This window comes from Streptomyces sp. NPDC006552, assembly GCF_040611655.1.
Taxonomy (GTDB): Bacteria; Actinomycetota; Actinomycetes; order Streptomycetales; family Streptomycetaceae; genus Streptomyces.
In genome coordinates this window covers 18587-40454 of the sequence record NZ_JBEXOS010000057.1, presented here as the reverse complement: position 1 = coordinate 40454, position 21868 = coordinate 18587, and the positions used below count along the sequence as shown (strand labels likewise).

The window sequence follows — 21868 nt, the reverse complement described above, 5'->3', positions numbered from 1 at the left end:
GGTGACGCACCCGGGCGACGTGCCTCGCGAGGGCGGTCACCGGCAGGCGCGCGCCGTGGGCGAGGGCGGCTCGGTCCGTGCCCGGCGGTTCTTGCGGAGCCGGCTCAGGACCTGTGCGCGGCCGGCGTGTTCGGCGAGCGGCAGCAGGTCCTCGATCCGGACGCTCCGCACGCCTTCGGGGGTGGGGAGGAGGACCCGGATGCCGGGGTGGTAGTCGAAGAGCACCTGGCGGTCCCTGCCGCACGGGCCGACGGGTCCCCGGCCCGCATCGCCCACCGCGACGATCGTGGACAGCTCCCTGGCGCCGGAGGCCCGGGCGTGGCCGAGCGCGACGAGTTCCGCGCAGGGGCCGCCGGTGAAATGGTAGACGTTGATCCCGCCGTACACCTTTCCGTCGGCGCCCCTGACGGCTGCGGCCATGGTGTGGGCGCTGATGTCGCCGTCGGAGTGCGCCTCGACGATCTCCTGGGCGAATGCGATGAGTTCGAGGTCGTCGGGGGTCAGTTCTCGGCTGGGAACAATCATGCGGTGATGCTAGAGAGGGTCGTTTGCGGGCCACCATCACGAGTTCTCTTGACACGCCTGGCGGGCTGTCCCGATGCCGGGTGACGTCGGCGGTGTTCCGTGTCAGAGGGCGGTGAACGTGAACTCGAACATGTCGTTCAGACCCGACCTGAGGTATGCGGCGGATTTCGCGTAGTAATTCAGGTGCCAGTCCAGTCGCCGTTCACTTACCAGGGAAAGCAGCGCGGTCCGGTTGGCGTTCAGGTTCCGGACGAACAGGTCGAGCGTGCGCGCGTAGTCGGCGGCCAGCGAGCCGGACGTGTGCACGTCGAATCCCGATTCCCGTGCGCGTTCCACGATCTCGTCCTTCGACGGCACGCGGAACATCCGGCGGTCGGCCGTCACCGTCAGCATGACCATGATGCCTCCCACCGGGAGCAGCGTGCGGCAGTGCGGAAGGAAGCCCCGCTTGTCCTCGAAGTTCTCGAAGGCGTTGACGCAGACGATGCGATCGACGGGTTCGGTGAACTCCTCCCAGCTGCTGAGACGGAAATCCACGCGCGGGCCGCCGCTCTCCGCGTCCCGTCGGCGCGCGTAGGCCAATTGCCCCTCGTCCAGGGTGATGCCGATGCAGTGCGCCCCGTACCGCTGCGTCGCGGCCCTCGCGGTCGCGCCCCAACCGCAGCCGACGTCGAGGACCCGCATGGCCGGCTCGATCCGGCAGCGGGACAAGATCGCCTCGGTCTTGGCGCGCTGCGCCTGTTCCAGGGACAGGGTGTCACTCGTGAAATAGCCCGAGCTGTGGTTCAGTTCGGGATCGAGGTGGAGCTGGGCATAGCTGGTTTCCATGGTTTCCGGTCCTTTCCCTTCCGGTGTCCTCCGCTCTCCGCGGTGACGGGCCGCCGGATCTCTTGCGCCGCTCTCATCCTGGCACCGGCTCCGCCGTTTCATCGCTCCGGTCGGCAAGTGCGGCCGTCACGAGTATTCGGTACTTATGGCGCGTGCCGGACTCCGGAAAAATGCGTCCCGCAGACATCGCCCGTACCGCCGGAACCCACCCTTGACGAAGGAATCAGCGTGATGGAACTTTCGCTGGACACCATCAAGTCAGCGGCCACGGCGAAGGGCCACCGGCACGGGACGGACCGTCTGGTACCGCCGCGGGAGACCTTCGAGAGGGTCCGCCCCCATTTCGCCGAGATCGGTCTGACCCGGGTCGCCAACGTGACGGGTCTGGACGTGCTCGGTATACCCGTTGTGCTGTCGGTCCGGCCCAACTCGCGTTCCCTCGCCGTCCACCAGGGCAAGGGCCTCACCCTCGACGCGGCGCGGGCGTCCTGCGTGATGGAGAGCCTGGAGCGGTGGCACGCGGAGAACATGACCCTGCCCCTGCGTCTGGGCACGCCTCGGGAGATGGCGCGGCTCGGGCAGGTGCTGGACCTGGAGCGGCACGAACTCTTCCGCAGCGAGGACGTCCGGGACCGCAGGCGGCTGTGGGTGGAGGGACGCGACCTGACCGGCGGCGGCGCCGTCTGGGTCCCCCACGCCCTCGTCACCATGGACTTCCGCTGTGACGGCTTCGACCTGCTCGGACATGCCACCGTACCGCCGTGGGGGAACTCCAACGGGCTGGCCTCCGGCAACCACCCCATGGAAGCCCTGGCCCACGCCCTGTGCGAACTGGTCGAGCGCGACACGTTCATCAGGGACTCCGTGCGGCCCGCCGCCCCGCGGAACACGGTCGACCTCGCCACGGTGGACGATCCCGCCTGCCGACAGGTCCTCGACGTCTTCCTGTCCGCGGGCCTTCGGGTCACGGTCCGGGACCTGACACCCGACCTGGGCATCCCCACGTTCGAGTGCGGCATCGGTGAGGACCCGGGGACCTCGCACAGTCCGCTGCCGATCAACACCGGCTGGGGAACGCATCTGCGCCGCGAGATCGCCCTTCTGCGTGCCCTCACGGAGGCCGCCCAGACCCGGCTCACCTTCATCTCCGGCGCCCGCGACGATCTGCCCCGCAACGTGTACGACTCGCAGCGCGACAGGCTGCGGCTCACGGCCAAGTGGAAGGAGATGTGCGGGAGCGGCGGCACGCGCGCCTTCCACGAGACGCCGAGCCACCGGCACGACACGTTCGAGCAGGACGTGCTCACGATCGTGGACGCGCTGCACGAGAGGGGGCAGTCGCAGATCGTCGTGGTCGACCTGACCAAGACGCACATCGGAATCCCGGTGATGAAGGTGCTCGTCCCGGGCCTGCTGGCCCCCATGGAGTGAGCGGCGCAAAGCACGGTGACCGACCAAGGAGCCAGACAATGACAGCGTTCGTCTTCGTGGGTCCGACCCTGGCCGAGGAGGACCGCCCGCAAGACTGGGACGTGGTGTACCTGCCGCCGGTCGAGCAGGGCCATATCAACGCGCTGGTGCAGGACGGCCCGACGGCGATCGGCATCATCGACGGGAGGTTCCACGACGTGCCCGCGGTCTGGCACAAGGAGATCCTGGAGGCGCTGCACGCCGGCATCCCCGTCTACGGAAGCGCCAGCATGGGAGCGCTGCGCGCCGTCGAACTCGCCCCGTTCGGCATGCGCGGCATCGGCAGGGTCTTCGAGCAGTACCTGGGCGGTGTCCTCGAGGACGACGATGAGGTCACCGTCGCGCACGCCGGCCGGGACGACGACCACGTACAACTCTCCGACGCGATGGTGAACATACGGGCCACGCTCCGCGAGGCGCGCGCCCGGGACGTCATCGGCGACGCCACCGAGCAGCGCCTCCTGGACCTCGCCAAGGCGACGTACTACCCGCAGCGCAACCTGCGCCTGACCCTCGCGGAAGGCCGCGCCGCCGGGCTGCCGGAGCACGAGATCGACGCGCTCTCGGCGTTCGTCGCGGAGCACTCGGTCGACCAGAAGAAGTGCGACGCCCTCGCCATGCTCGCCGTCATGCGCGGTGAGCACGGCACGCTCCCCAGGTCCGACGCGGGCTTCCCCCTCCAGCGCAACGCGTTCGTCGAACGGTCGCACAGCAACGGTCTGGTCCACGACGGGGACGGCGACTTCCTGCGGATCAACGCGATCCTCAACGAGGTCAGGCTGCGCCCCGCCCGCTATCTCCGCCTGCGCCGCGACGCGCTCGGCGCCGTCGTGCCCCGCCTGGGCACACCGCCCCCCGACGCGCGGACCAGGACATCGGCCGCGCTGGCCCGATTCCGCACGACCCACCACCTGACAGCGGATGCCCGGTGGCGGAACTGGCTGGCCGAACGCGAGTACACGCAGGAGGTCTTCACCTCCCTCGTCGAGGACGAGGTCCTCGCCCGCAGCCACCGCCCCTACGGCGGCGCCCTGAACCTGCCGTTGCTCCGCGCGCTGCGCTCGGACGCCGACCACGCGCGCGTCGTGCGCCGCGCCCGCGCGAAGAAGCACTTCATCGCGGCGCACGGACTCGCGGACCCGTCCGGCCCCGGCCACGTGGCGGACAAGGAAGTCCTGCGCTGGTACTTCGCCTCGATCGGCACGCCGTTCCCCGGTGACATCCACCGGTACGCCATCAGTCTCGACTTCCTGGACGGCTACGAGTTCCTGAAGGCCGTCAGGGACGAGTTCCACTACGTGCACGGCGACTCGACGACACCGTCCGCCGCCCCCGAGCTGACCTGCGAGGCGCGGGAGATTGACGAGGACGACCTCAAGCGCCACATCTCGACCGCTGTCTGGGAGGCCGAGTGGCCGAGCCGCTGAATCCGTCCGCCCCCTCGGAACCGTGGGACGCCGGACACCCGGCGGCCGCGTCGGCAGAAGTCCGGCCGAGGAGCACCGTTTTGTCAATCTTCGCCCCTTTTGCGGGCCGTTCGTCTTGCTGCCGAGCAGGTTGGTGAGCCCCTGATCCCATGGCGAGCGGGGCCCGTACCGGAGAACCTTGAGTCAGCGGGGGTTGCGGACCGAGAGCCCGCCCGCCGCGATTCCGCACCACTTCACGACAGGAGTCCCAGTGAACGCCAGACGCCCCGTCACCGCAGTGATCACCGCCGCACTGCTCGCCCTCGGCGCCGTGTCCGTCGCGGAGGGCACGGCCTTGCACTCCGCCGTCGCGGCGAACACCTCCGACAGCGGCTGGGGCAGTGTCGAGCCCCCCGTGGCTTCGGGCGAACTGCGTACGGCCGTCACGCCGGCCGACAGCGGCTGGGGCAGCATCGAACCCCCGAAGGCGTCCAGCTGAGCGCGCACCGCCACCGCGGGCCGCCGGCTCCCTCCGCTCCGGCCCCGTTGCGCGACCGCGAGCGCTCGCCCGTCGCCCCCGGATGACCCCGATTCCGGTCGGGGAGGACCACGCCCGGCAGGCCGCCCCTCGGCCTGCCGGGCGGTCGGGCTGTTGGGGAGCACATCCGCGCGGTGTCGCGGAGACTCGTGACTACACGGGCGGACGCGCGAACGTCACAATGCCTTTCACACCGCCGTCGGGTGCCGGGCCCGGTGGTAATTCTGTGCAGCGACGGAAGCGGCACCGACTCGACGGAGCCCGCGGTTTTCCGGCCTGGGACGGGCCGAGGCGAGATCGGAGAGTTGTGCCGCAGCCCCAACGGCTGGACAAGCCGCTCGATGCGTTCGTGCGGGAGATCGCGCTGTGCGTCGCGACGAACGGGGACAAGGGCCCAGCGCTGTTCTGGCCCGAGAATCTCCGCACTTTGCCCGCACTGCAACGCCTCGCGCGCTCCGGCCGTCCGCCCGGTGACGGGTCCCGCGCACCCGGACCGCGGGTATCCCCCGCGGCCGGGCCGCCGCGACAACCCGGGGCCGTCGGCCCGGAGGCCGAGCTGCTGGCAGCCGCGCTCGGCGAGCAGCTGGGCCTGCTGGTCCGCCCGTCCTACCGGTTCCTTTCCTGCGGGGCGGTCGGCGCCCGGCAGGCGTCGTGCGCGGCCGAGTACATGGTGACGGTGCTCGACGGCGCGTGCCGGTGCCGGGTCACGCGCGATGCCGATGCCGCGGGAGAATCTCCGAAGGATGCGGTGGACCTGCGCCTACGTGCGGGCGGGACACTGTTCGTGCCCCGCGGCCACGCCTATGACCTCCTCGATGTGCACACCCCGACGGTCCTGATGGAGCTCGTCCTGAACGAACCCGGGTGAGGGCCCGGGTTCTTGACGTGGCGTCTGTTCACGAGTCGGAGTTCTGGAGTTCCTCACCCTCGGAGGCCGGGTCGTCATCGCTGAGCAACCCCCGTGTGGCGACGGCGAATCCGGCCTGGAAGCGGCTCTCGGCGCCGAGCGTCTGCATGATGTCCGCGATGTGCTTGCGGGTTGTCCGCAGCGACATGCCGAGGCGGCGGGCGATCGTCTCGTCCTTCCGTCCGGTGGCCAGCAGCCGCAGGATGGTGCGGTCCAGGTCCTTGGCCACGGCCTCCAGTCCGTCGGCGGCCGCGTCGGAGAAGGGCTGCGCCTCCGTCCATGCCTGCTCGAAGAGTTCGCACAGGAAGTGCACGACCGACGGCTCACGGATGGCGACTGCCCCCCACGTTCCCCGGTGGTCGGGCAGGAACGCCAGGGTGCGGTCGAAGACGATCATCCGGCCGCAGAGTTGGTGAGCGGTCCGGTACTCGGCACCGAGGGCGCTGGCCAGCGCCACGTAGGCCTGGCTCGGGCTGTTGAAGCGCGCGGTGTGGTGGTACAGGGTGCGGATCCGTACGCCGCGCGCGAGCACCTCGCTGTCTCTGGCCAGCGCATCTTTGAGCACCTCGGGGGCGCGTGTGCCGCCGGGCTGGACGGTGATCATCTCCTCGCGGCACATCTCGGCGGCCCGGTCCAGAGCGGCCCGTACCTCGCTCAGAGCAGGGATGGTCTCCAGGGTGGCGGGGGTGCCGCGCAGCCCCTCCTCGTAGTGTGCGGAGAGCTGCACGAACTGGTCGCGGAGGGCCCGTAGGGATATTTCCTGCTCGCGGATGGCCCGTTCCACGGGCGCCGACGCCACCGCGGCCGCCAGGTGCGGATCGACGGCTCTGAGCATGCCGTGGCCCACCGTGTCCCGCTGGAGCAGGCCCAGTTGGAGGAGAGAGTCGACGGCGTCGGTCACCTGCGCCTCGCTCAGCGCCAGTTCCGCTGCCATCCGCGCCGGGTCGAACTGCCGGTGGAGGGCGATCTGCCGGTAGACGGCCTCCTCCTCGGCTCCGAGCTTGTGGTCGACACCCACTGTGGGATCTTCAGCCCACTGCCGCACAGTCATCCCCTGTCTATGCCGAACGACGCGGGAACACAGGAAACTCGCTTGGCCCCATGCGATGCGGGCGGTCGACTCTTCACAGACCTGAGGGTCCTCTCTTCTGTGGATACGCACCCGAGTTGGGGCGTGGGCACGACGAGGGCGCCCACCGCGCCGGGACCGCGAGGATCTCTCGCGTCTCCCCGTCGGCCACCCGTCGCGACGCTGCGACGGACGCTCCCCCGAACCCGCCCGGCCGACGTTCACGCGCCACCGATTCATGCTGATGATGCCCCCCCAAACGTGACCGGTGCGTAGCTGGGCGGGACATACCATAGCGCCCGAATCGAAACGGAGGCACGGAGGACATGCGGGGCACCGGCAAACGGGCACTCGCGGGCGGACGCAGGCGGACTACGGGCGCGGGGCGGTTGGTTGGGCGGCGGTGACCAGCCGTGGAGTCGGAGCCGGGGGCCCGTTCCCGGCGCGGAGCCCGCCCGTAGCGGCGCCCTGTCTACCTGTCCCCCGGCCCTACTGGCCGGTGGCCTGTTGGCCCTGTTCGGCGCGTTGAGCGGCCTGCTGTGCGCGGCACCCTTGGCCTCGCCGGCCGCGGCGTGAGCCTGCGGCGCCTAGGACCAGGCATGCCGGGACATGTCCCCCGGCAGATACGTCCAGAAGCACCTGGCAGCGGCGGACGAGACCCCAGGTGCCACCCGGTACGCGACGTTCTGGTCGAACTATCACGAGGTGGTGTTTGCCCAGCCGATGTCTCCCGGACTTTGTAATCACATCGTTCAGGCACCGACCCAGCTGGAGCTGCCCGTCCGTTCGGATGAAGTCGAATGTCGTTCCGGCGCCTGACGTGACGAGGGCGCACGCCATAACCACTGCGGAGATCCGCTGCAGAACTTTCTGTTTGCCATGAACTCACCTTTTCGGTTCTGCGGTACGCAGCGCGGGGACGGTTTCACTACGGACCGTAGAGACGTAGGCCACGGGGATAATCTGGCGACGGCGGACAGCCACCCGGTCAGCCCGCATGTGTACGTCGAACGCCCACGGTTACCGCGTGCTTGGACCGGAGCCAGGAGCAGTCCCTGGGGGCTGGCGATGTCGACCGCGGGGCCCCGGCGCTCTGTCAGCTTGCCGAACTGACGTGGGCTCAGTCCGGTGAACGGGGCTATACGGGACGGCTCGGACGCCGTAGTCACACCAGTCACAGCGAGATCGTCTCGAAGATTGACGGCGTGGCACGATGACCACCATGTCAGGTCAGGTCTGGGTTTCACTCATATCGCTGGGCGGCGTTGTCCTCGGTGGCGCGTTGTCCTACCTCGTCCAGCACAGGACTCAACTCTCGGCAGAACGCGCTGAGCAGCAACGGCAGCAGAACGCCTTGTCGGAAACCCGGCGCGGGGAACGGCTGGCTCTGTTGGAGCGGTTCATCGAGGTAGGGGCAGAGGCCGAGCGCGCGGCGTTCCGTCGGCCTTCCGAGTGGGAGGACACCGACGCCTGGTTCCTCACGACCCGGGACGCCATGAACAAGCTGTGGGTTGCGGAGCGGCTCCTCCGCATCCAGTTCCCCCTGCCCGTACACGACGCGGCCCGCGCCTACTGCCTCGACCTCAACCGGGCGGTGTGGGAGGGCTTGCCTGACGGCGAAAATGTGCGGGACTACCTGGAGGACAACCGACTGGCGTTTCTGGATGCGGCTCGCGCGGTCATGGGTTAGCGCACCGCCGTCTCCGGAGATCCTTGACGGGACGCCCACTAGTGCCGCATCAGGCAACGTTTACCTTCACCTGGGAGACCTCGCCTGGCCCACCCGTCGCAGGGAGTGTCAGTAGGCAGTGCGATGCTGACGCCAACAACTCCGCTCACGGTGATCAATGGGGGGCTGATGCCTGCTGAACGATCAGGGTCTGACTTGTCCTCGGACGGCTTCGATACTGCCTGGTGTGCCACCGACCTGGGTGTGTACCGGCCCTGCCGCTACACCTATGAGTACTACCCCTACGAGAGCCTGCCGCCTCTCGACTCCACCGAGCTCACGGGCACCTTTCAACAGCTCGGTGGTACCAGCGAAACTGTTCCCGAACAGGTCACGGCGCTCAATCGCTTGGCAGAGAACCTTGCGACCAAGGGCTTGACGCTACCTCGGGACTTCGTCACCTTCCAGGCCGACTCGAAGCTGCACTGCTCGCTGGACGAAGTCTCGGTGACTTGCTGCTGGACCGATATCTCGGAGCCCCTGCCCAGTCCGGTGGAGCCTGGCGCCTTCCTCGTGCGATTCCTGCGGGATCAACAAGACTCCGTCATCTGGTACCTCTACCTCCGTCCTCCAGGTGAGGCGTTCGTGGTGCACTCCTATCTCGACTACGAATACGAGTACGAGGCACGGCGCCATGGGGAGGGAACGGAGAGCAATTTCGACGATCCACAGGAACAGAGGGCCGCAATCCTCTGGTGTTCACCTTCGTTCGAGGAGTTCGCCACTCGCTTCTGGATCGAGAACCGTCTCTGGCATGCCCTGAGCGGCAATGACCTGTCCGGACTCGAGCCTCAGGTGCGTGACTACTTGCGTCACTACGCTCCGTCCGGGATACCCGCATGACCTTGCATTGAACGAGATCATGTGCGGACGGCAGAGCGGGTACGCGTTCGCGAGATCGATGGCGACGAGGGGCAGCGCCTGCTGCGGATCACCCGTAGAGGCACCGGTCCAGTGGTGACCTGGCGGCGGGCTCAGATGGTGCTGTTATCCGCCCAGAACATGCCGGTGGCGAAGATCGCCGAGGTGACGTTCACCAGCGACGACCGGGTCCGCAATGTGCTCCACAAGTTCAACGCGGACGGCTTCGACTCGCTGTATCCCAAGTACCGGGGCGGCCACCCGAAGACCTTCACCCTGCCCGAACGCCGGGCGACCAAGAAGTTTGCCAAGTCCAAGCCGACCGAGCACGGCCTGCCGTTCTCGACCTGGAGCCTGGCCAAGCTGGCCGACTTCCTGGTCGCCGGGGGGTGGTCGACGGCCGCCGAGAACGCGGCCGGCCATCGGTTCGGTTGCTGCGGGTGGCGTCGCAGCAGCTGGGGCGACCGAGCGGGCCGCTCAGGTCCACTTCATCAGGGCGTGGGTCCGGGACGGCGCCGGCTGTCACCCCCGGGTGCGCGCCGCCGTTCGGCCGGCTGCCCCTCTCTGTGTCATGTCAGAGCAGGCGGCCTGCCGGACTCCCGCCGGGATCGTCGGCCAGCACGACGGTGGCTTTGATGCGCTTGCCCACCGGGTCACGGCGCATCTCGAAGCTGCGGCACACGCCGATCACGATCTCCAGTCCGTGCTGCCCGACCCGGCCCGGGTCGGCGGCCTGAGCCACCGGCAGCGTGGGATCGGTGTCCCATACGCTGATTTCGACGGCACCGTCGCTGATCTCCAGGTCCATCAGGCACGGGCCGGGCGCGTATTTGTGGGCGTTGGTCACCAGCTCGCTGACCACCAGCTGCACCATGCCCATCGCCCGGTCCGACACCGGGATTCCGTGCACGGCCTGCACCTGGATCAGGAAGTCGCGGGCCGCACGCCGGGCCTCGCTGACCGGCTCGTCGCTGGCGAAGGTCAGAGCGGACAGGATCGGGCGGCTGTCCAGCGGCCTGTCTTCGTTTTCGGGCACCACTGGGAGCACACCGTCACCCTCGTCCTGAGTAATACGGATAAGACCCGTCGCATGCCCCAGAAGTCACACTCCACACACCTGATCCGCGGCGAGCTCCCGTCGCTCGCCTTACCTCGGTCAGGAGCGGTCCGCGCGATCTTTGACCTGTGCGCACAGGCCGTCTCTGCGGAAACGGCCTGGCCCACGAGCCTGACTGTCAGGAACGTGCCGAGAACCGGCTGCGGAAGTGCACCGCTCACGGCGCCCGCGGACAGGGCGCTGCCGGACGACGGGCCGCCGTGCCAGCGCACCGCCGCAATCGGCTCCGGCAAGACACGCGTCACTGCCGGCTCTCGGCACGTCCGCGGTGTCTTGCGGGTGGGTCCTTCAGGCCGCGGTCTGCTCGGCTGCCTCGGTGGTGGAGCGGTAAGCGGCGTTGATGCGCTGGGCTTCTTCGAGCTGGTCCTCGAGGACGATGATGCGGCAGGCAGCCTCGATGGGGGTGCCCTGGTCGACGAGTTCGCGGGCGCGGGCGGCGATGCGCAGCTGGTAGCGGGAGTAGCGGCGGTGGCCGCCGGGTGAGCGCAGTGGGGTGATCAGGCGGTGCTCGCCGAGCGAGCGCAGGAAGCCCTGGGTGGTGTTCAGCATGTCGGCGGCGCGGCCCATGGTGTAGGCGGGGTAATCGTCGTCGTCGAGACGTCCGAAGGTGTCGTCTGCGGTCATTGCACCTCTCTGGTCAACGCGTTGAGGGGCCCGGGCGCACTGTCGCGCCCGGGCCCCGAAGGAACTGTCACACCATCTGCCGACCCTGGTCCTGCGCCGGCCTGTTTTTTCCGCCGCTCCGGCCACAACTGCGCCGGAGGTGCGGGGATCGCGGTTGCGTGACCGGAGACCACCTCACTATCGATGTCCTGCGGTACCCGGGCTCACAAACTCCCGCCCGGGCGATCCCGATGGCGCCCTGCTCCTCCGTCCTTCCCTCTGATCTTTCTGAACTGTTACTGCGGGTGGCCTGATGTAGCGCCACCTTCAGCAGCCAGCCCCGTCGCCCGTCCTGCGGCCTGCTGTGGCTTGGAACCCCACTGCCGAACCTCCCGGTGCGCGCGCCCGCAGCCGACGCCTTCACCGAGGTACCTCCGACTTCACTGCTGGTACTGCCCTATTGCGGTCCTGCTCTTGGCGGCCCCTGATCACTGCGGGCCACCCGGCGCGGTCGCCAGCCACGTCGCCGTCCAGCAACCGCTCTGGCTTCGCGACTCCACCACCGCACCGTCCTACAACTGCACTTGCTGGTACTGCTGCCCGGCAGTTCACCTCTGCCGGGCCCTGCTCGATCTCTGCTACGACAGAAACCATAACCACACGGCAGGCCAATGTCTACTCCCGCCAACACAGATTTCCTGTGTGCCGGGAGAAGAGTCAGTCAGCAGGAGGCGGGTGACGTGGTCGGCCTGCGCAGGAATCCAGGCGCCGGTGCTGGGCGAGCGAACCGCGCACCATCGCGGCCTCTGCGAGCCGCCGGGGACAGAGCGGTGGCGGCACAGGGCGGCGCCCACCGCGCCCGTCAACGGTGAGCGCACGCGGTGAGCGCGGCGGGCGGACCGGCGCGGCCGGGGCCCGATGCGGCATAGCGGCCCGGTGCAGCCCGGCGACGGGCGGACAGGGCAGCACAGCCCGGATGGGCACGGGACGGCGAGCGACGCCGGGTATGGGGCCGGGCGGCGCGGTACGACGGCGGAGGCGCTGCGGCGGCCGGGCACTTCCTGCCCGGCCACCGCGGTGCGGAACGAGTACCCGATCGGGAAGTGGGCTACAACATGCGCGACGCTGCCCGGCTCGCGCACCGGATCGCCGCACGCCGCGAGACCGGGGAGCGGCCGGGCCGGAAGCGGGTGCGCTCACCGAGGCGGCAGCGGCAGCTCGACGACGTCGATTCCGGATGGCCCCGGGCGCGGGGACGCCGGGTGGCAGCGCTGCCTGCGGCTCGTACAGACGGCGGTCGCGGCGCTAGGACGTGTACCGAAAGTGGATCTTGAGCGTGGGATGATCTTGGTTCGTGGCACGTGGAGATCCGACAGACGCGCAATGGGCGGTGCTGGAGTCGCTGTTGCCGAAGGGCAACAAGCCCGGACGGCCGTCAACGTGGGCCAGGCGGCAGCTGATCAACGGCATACGGTTCCGGGCCCGCACCGGGATTCCGTGGCGGGACCTGCCCGCCGAGTACGGGCCGTGGGGCCGAGCGTACGACCTGTTCCGCCGCTGGCAGCGGGACGTCACCTGGCATCGGATTTTCACCGAACTCCAGGCCCGGGCTGACGCGAGAATGCTGATCACCTGGGACATCAACATCGACTCCACGGCGTGCCGGGCCCACCAGCACGCCGCCGGGGCGAGGGAAAAGGGGAGCTGCAGAAGGCGCCGCCCGGCGGCATCTGCGTCGAGCCGGACGACCACGGGCTCGGGCGCTCGCGTGGCGGTCTGGCCACCAAGTTGCACCTGGCCGTCCAACAGGGTCAGAAGCCCATGTCCATCGTGATCACGGCCGGGCAGCGGGGCGATTCCCCGCAGTTCGGGCCGGTCCTGAACAAGGTCCATGTCCCGCGTCTTGGGCCGGGCAGGCCGCGCACCCGACCCGATCGCGTACGTGCCGATAGGGCATACGCCTCCCGCAAGAACCGCGCTTACCTGCGGCGTCGCGGAATCCACTGCACCATCCCGGACAAGGCCGACCAGGCCCGCAACCGCAAGAAACGCGGCTCGCGCGGCGGCAGGCCGCCGAAGTTCGACCCGCAGGACTATAAGGCTCGGCACGCGGTCGAGTGCGGCATCAATCGCCTCAAGAGGTACCGGGCCGTGGCCACGCGATACGACAAACTTGCCGTCCGCTACGAAGCCACTGTCCTCATCACCGCAATCAACGAATGGCTGTGAACGCCCATATTGTGGAGGCGCATGGGCTAAGTCGACGCGAAGCGTTCTGCTGTCAGCCAAGACTGTCGCGCCTCCGAAAGCATGGGCGACAGGATCGTCACATGCAGCCGATCTTCGTTCTCCTGCACAGTCCGTCCGTAGGCCCCTCGACCTGGCACCCTGTGGCCGAACACTTGACGGCGGCGGGATACCAGGTGCGGGTGCCGTCCCTGCTGCACATAGGCGCCGGTGCTCCGCCCTTCTGGCCCCACATCGTCGACGCCGTCCGCGACGATCTGCGGCAGGTCCCGGCCGGAAGCCCCGTCACATTGGTGGCACACAGCAACGCAGGCTTGTTTCTCCCGATGATCCGCTCGGGCCTCGACCATCCGGTGGCCAGCTCGATCTTCGTCGATGCCGCGCTGCCGGCCCGGCCCGGACCGACCCCCGTCGCCACACCCGAACTGCTCGGGTTCCTACGCCCCATGGCTGTGAACGGCAGGCTGCCGCGCTGGACCGACTGGTGGGACGAGGCAGACGTCGCACCCATGTTCTCCGATCCGCTGGTGCGGCAGACAGTCGTCGAGGAGCAACCCACCCTGCCGCTGTCCTACTACGAGCAGCACATCCCGGTCCCCGACGGCTGGGACGACCATCCCTGCTCCTACTTGCTGTTCGGTCCTCCGTATGACGACATCGCCGCCGAGGCGCGCCAACGCAGCTGGGCCGTGGCACACCTGCCCGGCGCACACCTCCATCAGATCATCGATCCTGCTGGCACCGCCCAGCTCCTCGTCGAACTCGCCACTACGACTTGATCCACTTCCGATACACGCCCTAGCGGCGTCGTACCGCAGGCCATAGGCGCTCCACCCCCAACGCCGCGGAACACAGGGGCTCCTGCCGCGTGACCATGCGTTGCGCGTTCCGTCCATTGACGGGGCGCAGGCGGCGGACACAGAAGCCGCGCACGCGACGGGATGCCGGCTCCCGGCGAAACCTCGTCGCCGTACAGCGCACGTGTATCGCCATCCGGGAGCGGCTGCTGCGCGGCGCAGCAGGCGGCCGGGCTTACCGGCACTGGACCGTGGCCTTCGCGGTGATGCCAAGCCCCCGCGCCTTCGACGTTCGCTGAGTGCGACCATCCTGCACCCCGTTCCACTGCGCCCTACACCGCTGTGCTGAGGTCGAGCGGTACGAAAGGCGCGTCGCCGGCTCATGGTAGATGTGGCGGAGTCGGGGCGAGACGGATGGATTTCGAAGATGGAGCGGTATGCGCATCGGTGAGTTGGCGAAGCGGACTGAGGTTCCGGCGCGGATGTTGCGGTACTACGAGGAGCAGGGACTGATCACGCCGCAGCGGTTGGGCAACGGTTACCGGGACTACGACGAGTACGTGGTGGACCGGGTGCGCCAGATTCGCGGGTTGCTCGATGCCGGGATCCCCACGCGGATCATCGGTGACATGTTGCCCTGCCTCGGTGAAACGAAGGACATCGTGGTCTCGGGCCCTGACCCGGAGTTGCGCGCGCTGTTGGAGCGCGAGCGCGACCGGATGACGAAGAGGATCGGTTGCCTCACGCGGAATCGGGATGCGCTCTCGCGCTACATCGAGGCATTGGGACGAGCGGAGGGCCGCCCGTCGGGCGTGGCCGCCGAGATGGGTCCGACCACCCCGAGTTGACCTTCACACCTATGTGAAGGTTGCACGCTGGGAGGCATGACCCAGCAGATCACCCACGCGGTACAGCACGCGGCGCCCACCTCCCCGCCTATGGCGCAATCCTTCAGCGACATGATCAGGTCCCGGCACTCAGTGCGGGAGTTCCTGTCCGACCCCGTGCCGCCCGAGGTCATTCGCGGCGTGCTCGAAGACGCGCAGAGCGCACCTTCGCACAGCAACACCCAGCCCTGGCTGGTCCACATCGCCTCCGGTGCCACACGCGACGAGCTCAGCGCCGAGATGGTCGCGGCCTACGACGAGCAACGGTTCTCACGCGACTTCACGGACACCTACGGCGACGGGCTGTACCAGGAACGCTCGCGGGTCCTTGGCGCCAAGATGTACGACCGGCGGGGCATCGCCCGCGACGACCGGGAGGGCCGCAACGAGGTCGTGCGCGACAACCTGCGGTTCTACGGTGCACCCCACGTGGCGATGCTGTTCCTGCCGCAGCTCGGCGACGCGGTACGCGCCGCCAGTGACGTGGGCATGTACGGGCAGAACTTCCTGCTCTCCCTCCACGCCCGGGGCTATCACGGAATCCCGCAAGCCGTGCACGGCATGTTCGCCGACACGGTACGCAAGAAGCTGGGCGTGTCGGACGAGTTCAAACTGATCTTCGGGATCGCCTTCGGCACCGCCAAGCCCGGCTCACGCCTGTTCGACCTTGCCGTCGGCCGGGTGCCGCTGAGCGAGAGCGTCGTCCTGCATGACACCACGCTCGACTGAAACCTGACCCAATGGCGGGACCGGCGAAGGGCTGGCGCGGCGGTGCGCCACCCCTGGGCTCGGGCGCGCGGAGAGTGTGACGCCGGCACCGCTCCCGCGTCCGCACACCGCTCGGCATGCTTCCTGCCGTCGTGTGCCAGGCAGTTCGTACCGGACGAGCCCGGTGAACGTGTGGGGGCGGGCATCTCACGCCGCACGTTCACGCCCGGTGCGCTGCGCCGCTGCCCTGGTGTCGAGCCCCTCGACCACCCGCACTCGCGTCCGCGCCAAGTGCTCTCGCGCGCGGGCTGGGAGGAGCCGCCGCCTCACCGCCTTTTGGGTCCCTCAGGCTGCGGCTACGCCCGCGGCGTTCGTTCCCGCATCACCGATGGCACCTGCTCCCGCATCGAAGAGGGCGCACACGAACGGCGCTGATGCGACGGCCAGCGCCCCCTCGCAGCCGCCTGTGCTTCGGCTGGTCGGGTTGCGCCGGCGTTCTTCCACCATTGGCCGGAAAGGAGCTTCACCCGCTGGCACGGCGACCTGCGCCTCGACCCGGCCCGTTACGTCGCCGCCTACCGGATCTGACCTTCTGCCACCCCAGGCACCGTTGACTGCTCAGCCGAACGCAGAGAAGGCGCGCTCTTCCCTCTCCTGCGCGTCGCGCCGCACCGCGCTCCAGTCCAGCGCGTCGCGGGCCTGAGCCAGCATCTGCTCCGCCACTTCCCCGACCTCGGCCAGCACGTCACCACGCTCGCGGACCAGCCGCCCGTAGATCGGCGGATGCTCAGTTATCTCATCGCTGCTCATGACCTCGATCTTCCCCGGCTACCGGAAATCAGTCCCCGGCGCCGTGACAGCGGATGGACAGACACGTGCCATAACTCGTGCCGAGCGGCGTGCGGTGTGCGGTGTGCGGTACCAGGGGGACGACACGACCGCTCGGAGTAGCTTCCCCAGTGCCGGGCTGGGGCGAGTGAGTGACGCAGCCCGGCACGGCCTTGCTTGCCGGTCCCGGGGCCTTGCCTGTCTGCAGGCACGGATCATCGCCCGGGTCGGCAGCAGCGTCAGGAGCGGACCCCGCGCCGATACCTGTCCATCGTCCGGTGAGCAGGTATCGGCAGCCCGGCCGGCGCGCAGAGCCCTGTCGAGAGCATGCAGATGCCACGGCCTCATGGCGTCAGCATCCCAGCCACCACTGACATCCACCGTCAACCGTCAACCAGCTCGGCTTCAGGGAGCCTGGTATCGGGCTCGTACGGAATGTCGCCGATCGGCTCTGCGGGTAAGCGGCGGAACGTGGCCCGATAATCCCGCGGTCGCCGACCCGTGTGCCGGGCGAAGAGGGCACTGAACGTGCTCGCGTCGGCGTACCCGAGGTCGGCCGCGATGCGTGCGACCGTCCTGTCGGTCGTCTCCAACAGATGCCGGGCCCGGCGGACCCGGGCGGACTGCACGTACGCGAGGGGAGTCTGACCTGCCTCCTCGCCGAAGCGACGGAGCATCGTCCGCGTGCTCACGTTGAAGGCCGCGGCGAGGGCGGAAAGGTCGTAGCGGGATCCCAGATTGCGGTCGAGCCACCGCTTCACATCACGGGAGAACTCTCGGCCCACGACGGGCAGCAGCGCCGGATCGACGTAGGGGGCCTGGGTGGTGCGGGCGTCGTCGACGAGCGCCACGCGCGCCGTGCTGCGGGCGACGCCGGGGCCGTCTTGCCGGCGGATGAGCTGGAGCGCGAAGTCGTACATGGCGCTGAAAGCGGCCGTGGTCGTCACTCCGCGGTCGGTGACGACCAAGCGCTCGGGGCACACCTTCACGTCGGGGTAGCGGCGAGCGAGGCGATCTGCGTACAACCAGGAGGTCGTCGCCTCGCCCCCGTCGAGCAGGCCGGTTTCGGCAACGAGGAAGGCGCCGACGCAGATCGATACGACGGTGGCCCCGGAGGCTGCCTGCGAGCGAATGGCTGCCGCCTCGGGCCGCAGGCTCGCCAGTGCCGCGTCGAGATCGAGCGCGGGCGTGAGTTCGAAGCCCGGCACGATCAGCACGTCCACCGGGCGCATGGCCGAGACGCCGACGCTCAGACCACCGGCCGTGATCACCCGCCGCCTGGGCGAGACCACGGACGTTTCGCAGGAGGGGCGTGCCATCCCCTGCGCTGCTGCGACGTGACGGGCCATCACGAGCAGGTCCGGGACTCCGAACACTTCCGAGCCGAAACATCCGGGGTAGGCCAGCACTCCCAGTCGCAGTGCACTCAACGTGTCTCCCCGGCGCGAGCGGGTGGCGGTTTCGCCGCAGTACCTGGCGATGCCGCCGTATTCCAGGGGGCCAGTCTCCTGCCACGCTGCCCTCATGACAACCACGCACCCCCCGCACGACGACTTGCTGGACGATTTCTCGCACCGCGTCATCGAGATCGACACGGTCAGCAAGACCGTGCACGTCATCGGGTCGGGGCCGGCCGTCGTCCTGCTGCCCGAGATGCCGGGGATCAGCCCTGACGTCGCCCGCCTGGCGCGCTGGCTGCGCGATGCCGGCTTCCGGGTGTATCTGCCCTCCCTGTTCGGTGTCGACGGCGCCTACCCGACCGCCGACGCGGGCCAGGCTGTCGTCCGGCGCGCCTGCGTCAGCGCCGAGTTCCGTGCGTTCGCCGGCGGCGGTACCAGTCCCGTCGTGGCGTGGCTGCGCGGGCTCGCACGCGTGGTGCACGCGGAGTGCGGCGGGCCGGGCGTCGGCGCGGTCGGGCTGTGCTTCACCGGCAACTTCGCCCTGACCATGACGCTCGAACCCGCCGTCATCGCCCCCGTCGTCAACCATCCCTCACTCCCCCTCGACGACCCGGCAGGCCTGGAGATCGGAGCCGATGACGCCGCCCGCGTGGCCGAGCGCGTTCGGCGCGACGGCCTCAAGGTGCTCGCCTACCGCTTCGAGAACGACCGGTGGTGCACCGGCCGGCGGTTCGCGGCCTACCGGACGCTGCTCGGCGACGCGTTCGACGGCCGCGTGCTGGCGGACGAGGCGGCGAACACGAACCCGCCGCCCTTCTTCCGCGACGTCGTCGGCTGCGCCCACAGCGTCACCACGGCCCATCTCGTCGACGAGCAGGGACACCCGACCACGCGCGCCCGGGACGAGATCATCGCTTTCCTCGCCGAACGGCTGGGGACCACCACGCTTGACTCGTGAGCCGACGGGCCGACCTGATGCCAGCGCCTTGGCCGGGTCAGGTCACCGCCGCGGCGGACCGCACAGTTACTTCTGCCGGCACATCACCGGGCCGTGCCGGCAGAGTTCGCCGCCGACGTCATCGAGTACCAGGAGCGGGACGACGTCGACTCTGTAACACCCGGCAGCAGACATAGGCAAACGTTTCGTGGCGGCGGGCGAACAACTGGCGGACGGGCCCTGCACCGGCATGGCCGCGGCGGTCGAGGCGGCACGTCTTGCCCCTGCGTCGAACCGGTGGATCCTGTACGCGGACGGCACCCAGATGAAGTCCATGGCCCGCGCCTTCTTCCTGGTACGTCACGGCGGGGCATCCGGCGGTGGCCCGGCCAACCGGTTCGCCACATTTAAGGGGTCTACCCGCCGCTTTAAGGAGTCTACCCGCCGCATGCCTTGCACTGCACGCCCGCGGCGCAGCGTGGAAAGGCCCTTGACCGCCGTGGGCAGGTGCCGGCGACCGTGCACCAGGGCCGACCCGCCGGCCGCGGGGCGGACGCAACCGCACCCCCACCCGCCCATCCGCCATCGTGGGCTGCCGCAACGACCCGACCCTTACTCTCTGGGCCGGCCTGCAAGAGAGCCACGACAAGAACGACACCGGTGTCCCGTAGCGCGTCGTAAAACTCCGGCCTCGCATCTCCTCCCCACCCCACCCCCACTCCACCACCCCTCCGGCGCCGCGGAGCACCTTGGTCGGCAACCGGCCCCCTGGACCTCCACGGGGACCACGGCGGGTCCCGATGTCCTCGGGACCGACGAGAGGAGTACCGGATGGCCACCAACGACAAGAAGTCGTCGCAGCACAAGTCCCTCACCGAGCGCACCGAGGACGAGCTGGCGATCGAGAGCTTCGACGAGGTCGACACCCCGGAGGCGGACATCGTCAGCCTCGGCGACGCCAGCTACACCAAGATGCTCGGGAAGATCTACTCCTGACCCAGCCGCCCGGTGGCTCCGCGGATGTCCCACGCCGTGGAGCCGCCGGGCGTCCAGTGCGCGCCTGGGAGGGCCGATGCTGCGTCTCACTCCGGAACTGCCCTACCTGGACCAGGCAGGTCACGTCTACGTGCCGCTCGCCGGGCCCGACCGGTCCTGCCTGAAACTCAACCGGCACGCCTCGCACCTGTGGCGCACCGCGGTCGGCTCCCCGCTCGACCTCGACACGCTGGGCGAGCGGGACCGCGACTTCCTGCTCGGCCTCGCGCGGCGCGGTGTGCTGCGCACCACGCCCGTCACCGCCACCGCCACCGCGGAAGGAGCCTGATATGGCCGCCGCCGGCCCCGAGGCCCCCGTGCGCACCCCGAGGATCGCCTTCGTCAATCCGTCCGTCGGCTTCTCCGACCGCCGCAAGTCGAAGCCGATCGGCCTGGCCTACCTCATCGCGTATCTGAAAGAGCACGCGTACCCCAGCTCCGGTTTCGACTTCGGGGACTCCGAGGACGACCCGCTGGACCTGGCGCGGATCTACGGCCTGGACACGTATGACGTGGTCGGCTTCTCCGTCTACAACGAGTCGTTCCGCAGCTCCGTGGTCATGGCCGAGTGGATCAAGTCCCGCAATCCGGACTGTCTGATCGTGCTCGGCGGTCCGCACGCCACGGCCGTGCACGAGCACATCGTGCGCCGCTATGAGTGTGTCGACGTCGTGGTGCGGCGCGAGGGCGAGGAGGCGATGCTCGACGTCGTCCGCGCCCTGGACGATCCGGCGGCGCTGCGCCGCGTCAAGGGCACCACGTGGCGCGATCCCGGCACAGAAGGGGAGTTGATCGTGAACGCGGACCGGCCGTTCGTGCCGGACCTCGACCAGATCCCGTTCCCCGACGCCGACTTCACCTCGCACTCCGGCTACCCCGATCTGACGTACTTCGACAGTGTGCAGGGCCGGCTGAAGGCGGCGCTGACCATCTGCAGCAGCCGCAGCTGCCCGTACAACTGCTCGTTCTGCGGGGTGCTCACCATCGGCCGCAAGTACCGTTCGCGCGAGGCCGGGCGCGTCGTCGCGGAGTTGCTGCACTTCCGCGAGCGTCACCAGGTCCACTACGAGCATGTGTACTTCAGCGACGCCAACTTCTTCGTGTCGCCCACGCGCGCCCTGGAGGTCGCCGAGGCCCTCCACGAAGCCGACCCGAACATCTCCTTCAGCTTCGGTACGCGCGTGAACCAGATCCTCAAGGCGGCCGAGGTGCTGCCCCGGCTGAAGGAGTGCGGGTTGCGCTTCATCGAGCTGGGCATCGAATCCGCCTCCGAGCCCGTGCTCGAACGGCTCGCCAAACACGTCAAGCCCGAGGTCAACGTCGCCGCGGTGCGCCTGCTGCGCCGTCTCGGCATCGAGATCTCCCTCGACTTCATCATGCTCGACCCCGGCACCACGCTGGAGGACATCCGCGCCAACGCGGAGTTCCTGCGCGAGGCCGACTTCTACGACTGCGTGCCGCACGACCACCTCTACACCGCTCTGGTCCTCTACGAGGGCACCCCCATTCGGGGCTTCTACGCCCAGCGGTACGGCGTCGAGTACGACCCGGACGAACTGCCCAACCCGTTCACGATGTTCGAGGTCCCCGAGGTGCAGCGGTTCAGCGATGCCCTGCGTGCCTTCCGCAAGCAGTGGCAGGACCGTATCGACGAAACCCTCGGCACCGGAGAACTCGCTCTCGCCTCACTGGCGGCGGACCCCGGGAGCGGCGGCATCGACCGGGCGACCCACGCCCAGCTGCAACTCGACGTCGTGTCACTGCGGCACGCCCCGAACCTGGTGTTCGAAGCGCTCCTGGAGGACGCCGAGCACAACTTCGTCCGCCTCGACGCGGGCGGCCTGGACGCCCTGCTGCCACGGCTCGGCCCCGACCGGCTCTCGCTCGGCCATCTCATCGCACGCACCGACGACGTCGCCCGCCGGGCCGGGTTCCACCAGGTTCCGGGCGCCGTCGGGCACCACGGGAGGGACTGA

Annotated in this window: 20 protein-coding genes and 3 pseudogenes; 15 read left to right on the top strand and 8 right to left on the bottom strand. The window is 69.1% G+C overall.

The window, feature by feature from the left end; translation table 11 throughout:
* Positions 1 to 36 precede the first annotated feature (36 nt).
* Both ABZY33_RS27330 and ABZY33_RS27325 read right to left on the bottom strand, forming a co-directional pair.
* Positions 37 to 525 carry a cytidine deaminase gene (locus ABZY33_RS27330; protein ID WP_356494336.1) on the bottom strand — a complete coding sequence of 163 codons (489 nt, stop codon included), beginning with the start codon at positions 523 to 525 and terminating at the stop codon, positions 37 to 39.
* Between the two features lie 102 nt (positions 526 to 627).
* Positions 628 to 1353 carry a class I SAM-dependent methyltransferase gene (locus tag ABZY33_RS27325; protein ID WP_356494335.1) on the bottom strand — a complete coding sequence of 242 codons (726 nt, stop codon included), beginning with the start codon at positions 1351 to 1353 and terminating at the stop codon, positions 628 to 630.
* Positions 1354 to 1584: 231 nt separating this feature from the next.
* On the opposite strand from ABZY33_RS27325, the gene ABZY33_RS27320 reads away from it, so the two are divergent.
* The 4 genes from ABZY33_RS27320 to ABZY33_RS27305 all read left to right on the top strand — a co-directional run bounded on the left by ABZY33_RS27320 (position 1585) and on the right by ABZY33_RS27305 (position 5635).
* Positions 1585 to 2784 (top strand): YcaO-like family protein, encoded by a 1200-nt coding sequence (locus ABZY33_RS27320; protein WP_356494334.1) that lies wholly within the window; start codon positions 1585 to 1587, stop codon positions 2782 to 2784.
* Positions 2785 to 2822: 38 nt separating this feature from the next.
* Entirely contained in the window at positions 2823 to 4250 is a 1428-nt protein-coding gene (locus ABZY33_RS27315; protein ID WP_356494333.1) for a TfuA-like protein, read from the top strand.
* A 250-nt stretch (positions 4251 to 4500) separates the two neighbouring features.
* Complete coding sequence (locus ABZY33_RS27310; protein ID WP_356494332.1) at positions 4501 to 4728, top strand: hypothetical protein; 228 nt, start codon at positions 4501 to 4503, stop codon at positions 4726 to 4728.
* A 346-nt stretch (positions 4729 to 5074) separates the two neighbouring features.
* A complete protein-coding gene (locus ABZY33_RS27305) occupies positions 5075 to 5635 on the top strand; it encodes a hypothetical protein (RefSeq protein WP_356494331.1) in 561 nt (186 codons plus the stop codon).
* A gap of 28 nt (positions 5636 to 5663) precedes the next feature.
* Here the strand turns inward: ABZY33_RS27305 and ABZY33_RS27300 are convergent, their stop codons facing one another.
* Together ABZY33_RS27300 and ABZY33_RS27295 are read right to left on the bottom strand one after the other, a co-directional pair.
* Positions 5664 to 6692 (bottom strand): helix-turn-helix transcriptional regulator, encoded by a 1029-nt coding sequence (locus ABZY33_RS27300; protein ID WP_356494330.1) that lies wholly within the window; start codon positions 6690 to 6692, stop codon positions 5664 to 5666.
* A 1148-nt stretch (positions 6693 to 7840) separates the two neighbouring features.
* Positions 7841 to 7921, bottom strand: a pseudogene (locus ABZY33_RS27295) (IS5/IS1182 family transposase); the annotation flags it as partial.
* Between the two features lie 35 nt (positions 7922 to 7956).
* Between ABZY33_RS27295 and ABZY33_RS27290 the strand changes: the two are divergent.
* The 3 genes and pseudogenes from ABZY33_RS27290 to ABZY33_RS27280 all read left to right on the top strand — a co-directional run.
* On the top strand, positions 7957 to 8433 hold the full coding sequence (locus ABZY33_RS27290; protein WP_356494329.1) for a hypothetical protein: 477 nt from the start codon (positions 7957 to 7959) through the stop codon (positions 8431 to 8433).
* 123 nt (positions 8434 to 8556) lie between these two features.
* On the top strand, positions 8557 to 9315 hold the full coding sequence (locus tag ABZY33_RS27285; RefSeq protein ID WP_356494328.1) for a hypothetical protein: 759 nt from the start codon (positions 8557 to 8559) through the stop codon (positions 9313 to 9315).
* 21 nt (positions 9316 to 9336) lie between these two features.
* Positions 9337 to 9731, top strand: a pseudogene (locus ABZY33_RS27280) (helix-turn-helix domain-containing protein); the annotation flags it as partial.
* 176 nt (positions 9732 to 9907) lie between these two features.
* On the opposite strand, the gene ABZY33_RS27275 reads toward ABZY33_RS27280, so the two are convergent.
* Entirely contained in the window at positions 9908 to 10330 is a 423-nt protein-coding gene (locus ABZY33_RS27275) for an ATP-binding protein (RefSeq protein WP_356494345.1), read from the bottom strand.
* 408 nt (positions 10331 to 10738) lie between these two features.
* A complete protein-coding gene (locus tag ABZY33_RS27270; protein WP_356494327.1) occupies positions 10739 to 11074 on the bottom strand; it encodes a MerR family transcriptional regulator in 336 nt (111 codons plus the stop codon).
* Between the two features lie 1333 nt (positions 11075 to 12407).
* On the opposite strand from ABZY33_RS27270, the pseudogene ABZY33_RS27265 reads away from it, so the two are divergent.
* From ABZY33_RS27265 to ABZY33_RS27250, 4 genes and pseudogenes are all read left to right on the top strand, one after another.
* Positions 12408 to 13282 (top strand): annotated as a pseudogene (locus tag ABZY33_RS27265) (IS5 family transposase).
* A gap of 101 nt (positions 13283 to 13383) precedes the next feature.
* Entirely contained in the window at positions 13384 to 14079 is a 696-nt protein-coding gene (locus ABZY33_RS27260) for an alpha/beta hydrolase (protein WP_356494326.1), read from the top strand.
* Between the two features lie 455 nt (positions 14080 to 14534).
* Complete coding sequence (locus ABZY33_RS27255) at positions 14535 to 14945, top strand: MerR family transcriptional regulator (protein ID WP_356494325.1); 411 nt, start codon at positions 14535 to 14537, stop codon at positions 14943 to 14945.
* Positions 14946 to 14981: 36 nt separating this feature from the next.
* Positions 14982 to 15713 carry a nitroreductase gene (locus ABZY33_RS27250; protein WP_356494324.1) on the top strand — a complete coding sequence of 244 codons (732 nt, stop codon included), beginning with the start codon at positions 14982 to 14984 and terminating at the stop codon, positions 15711 to 15713.
* A 597-nt stretch (positions 15714 to 16310) separates the two neighbouring features.
* Here the strand turns inward: ABZY33_RS27250 and ABZY33_RS27245 are convergent.
* Both ABZY33_RS27245 and ABZY33_RS27240 read right to left on the bottom strand, forming a co-directional pair.
* Positions 16311 to 16502: a hypothetical protein gene (locus tag ABZY33_RS27245; RefSeq protein ID WP_356494323.1), complete on the bottom strand. Its 192-nt coding sequence runs from the start codon at positions 16500 to 16502 to the stop codon at positions 16311 to 16313.
* A 401-nt stretch (positions 16503 to 16903) separates the two neighbouring features.
* Positions 16904 to 17950: a helix-turn-helix domain-containing protein gene (locus ABZY33_RS27240; RefSeq protein WP_356494322.1), complete on the bottom strand. Its 1047-nt coding sequence runs from the start codon at positions 17948 to 17950 to the stop codon at positions 16904 to 16906.
* Positions 17951 to 18044: 94 nt separating this feature from the next.
* Here ABZY33_RS27240 and ABZY33_RS27235 point away from each other — a divergent pair, with 94 nt between their 5' ends.
* The 4 genes from ABZY33_RS27235 to ABZY33_RS27220 all read left to right on the top strand — a co-directional run bounded on the left by ABZY33_RS27235 (position 18045) and on the right by ABZY33_RS27220 (position 21868).
* Complete coding sequence (locus tag ABZY33_RS27235) at positions 18045 to 18878, top strand: dienelactone hydrolase family protein (RefSeq protein ID WP_356494321.1); 834 nt, start codon at positions 18045 to 18047, stop codon at positions 18876 to 18878.
* Between the two features lie 810 nt (positions 18879 to 19688).
* Positions 19689 to 19853 (top strand): hypothetical protein, encoded by a 165-nt coding sequence (locus ABZY33_RS27230; RefSeq protein WP_356494320.1) that lies wholly within the window; start codon positions 19689 to 19691, stop codon positions 19851 to 19853.
* 76 nt (positions 19854 to 19929) lie between these two features.
* The gene (locus ABZY33_RS27225) at positions 19930 to 20181 is read left to right on the top strand and encodes a hypothetical protein (protein ID WP_356494319.1); all 252 of its coding nucleotides are present in this window, start codon (positions 19930 to 19932) and stop codon (positions 20179 to 20181) included.
* Position 20182: 1 nt separating this feature from the next.
* Positions 20183 to 21868 (top strand): radical SAM protein, encoded by a 1686-nt coding sequence (locus ABZY33_RS27220; protein WP_356494318.1) that lies wholly within the window; start codon positions 20183 to 20185, stop codon positions 21866 to 21868.

What these genes read in the sequence shown, in the direction of transcription:
- ABZY33_RS27250 (WP_356494324.1), top strand. Translation starts at nt 14,982, where the DNA reads ATGACCCAGCAGATCACCCACGCGGTACAGCACGCGGCGCCCACCTCC.
- ABZY33_RS27230 (WP_356494320.1), top strand. Translation starts at nt 19,689, where the DNA reads ATGGCCACCAACGACAAGAAGTCGTCGCAGCACAAGTCCCTCACCGAG.
- ABZY33_RS27260 (WP_356494326.1), top strand. Translation starts at nt 13,384, where the DNA reads ATGCAGCCGATCTTCGTTCTCCTGCACAGTCCGTCCGTAGGCCCCTCG.
- ABZY33_RS27330 (WP_356494336.1), bottom strand. Translation starts at nt 525, where the DNA reads ATGATTGTTCCCAGCCGAGAACTGACCCCCGACGACCTCGAACTCATC.
- ABZY33_RS27255 (WP_356494325.1), top strand. Translation starts at nt 14,535, where the DNA reads ATGCGCATCGGTGAGTTGGCGAAGCGGACTGAGGTTCCGGCGCGGATG.
- ABZY33_RS27325 (WP_356494335.1), bottom strand. Translation starts at nt 1,353, where the DNA reads ATGGAAACCAGCTATGCCCAGCTCCACCTCGATCCCGAACTGAACCAC.
- ABZY33_RS27270 (WP_356494327.1), bottom strand. Translation starts at nt 11,074, where the DNA reads ATGACCGCAGACGACACCTTCGGACGTCTCGACGACGACGATTACCCC.
- ABZY33_RS27225 (WP_356494319.1), top strand. Translation starts at nt 19,930, where the DNA reads ATGCTGCGTCTCACTCCGGAACTGCCCTACCTGGACCAGGCAGGTCAC.
- ABZY33_RS27245 (WP_356494323.1), bottom strand. Translation starts at nt 16,502, where the DNA reads ATGAGCAGCGATGAGATAACTGAGCATCCGCCGATCTACGGGCGGCTG.
- ABZY33_RS27220 (WP_356494318.1), top strand. Translation starts at nt 20,183, where the DNA reads ATGGCCGCCGCCGGCCCCGAGGCCCCCGTGCGCACCCCGAGGATCGCC.
- ABZY33_RS27315 (WP_356494333.1), top strand. Translation starts at nt 2,823, where the DNA reads ATGACAGCGTTCGTCTTCGTGGGTCCGACCCTGGCCGAGGAGGACCGC.
- ABZY33_RS27285 (WP_356494328.1), top strand. Translation starts at nt 8,557, where the DNA reads ATGCTGACGCCAACAACTCCGCTCACGGTGATCAATGGGGGGCTGATG.
- ABZY33_RS27290 (WP_356494329.1), top strand. Translation starts at nt 7,957, where the DNA reads ATGACCACCATGTCAGGTCAGGTCTGGGTTTCACTCATATCGCTGGGC.
- ABZY33_RS27235 (WP_356494321.1), top strand. Translation starts at nt 18,045, where the DNA reads ATGACAACCACGCACCCCCCGCACGACGACTTGCTGGACGATTTCTCG.
- ABZY33_RS27320 (WP_356494334.1), top strand. Translation starts at nt 1,585, where the DNA reads ATGGAACTTTCGCTGGACACCATCAAGTCAGCGGCCACGGCGAAGGGC.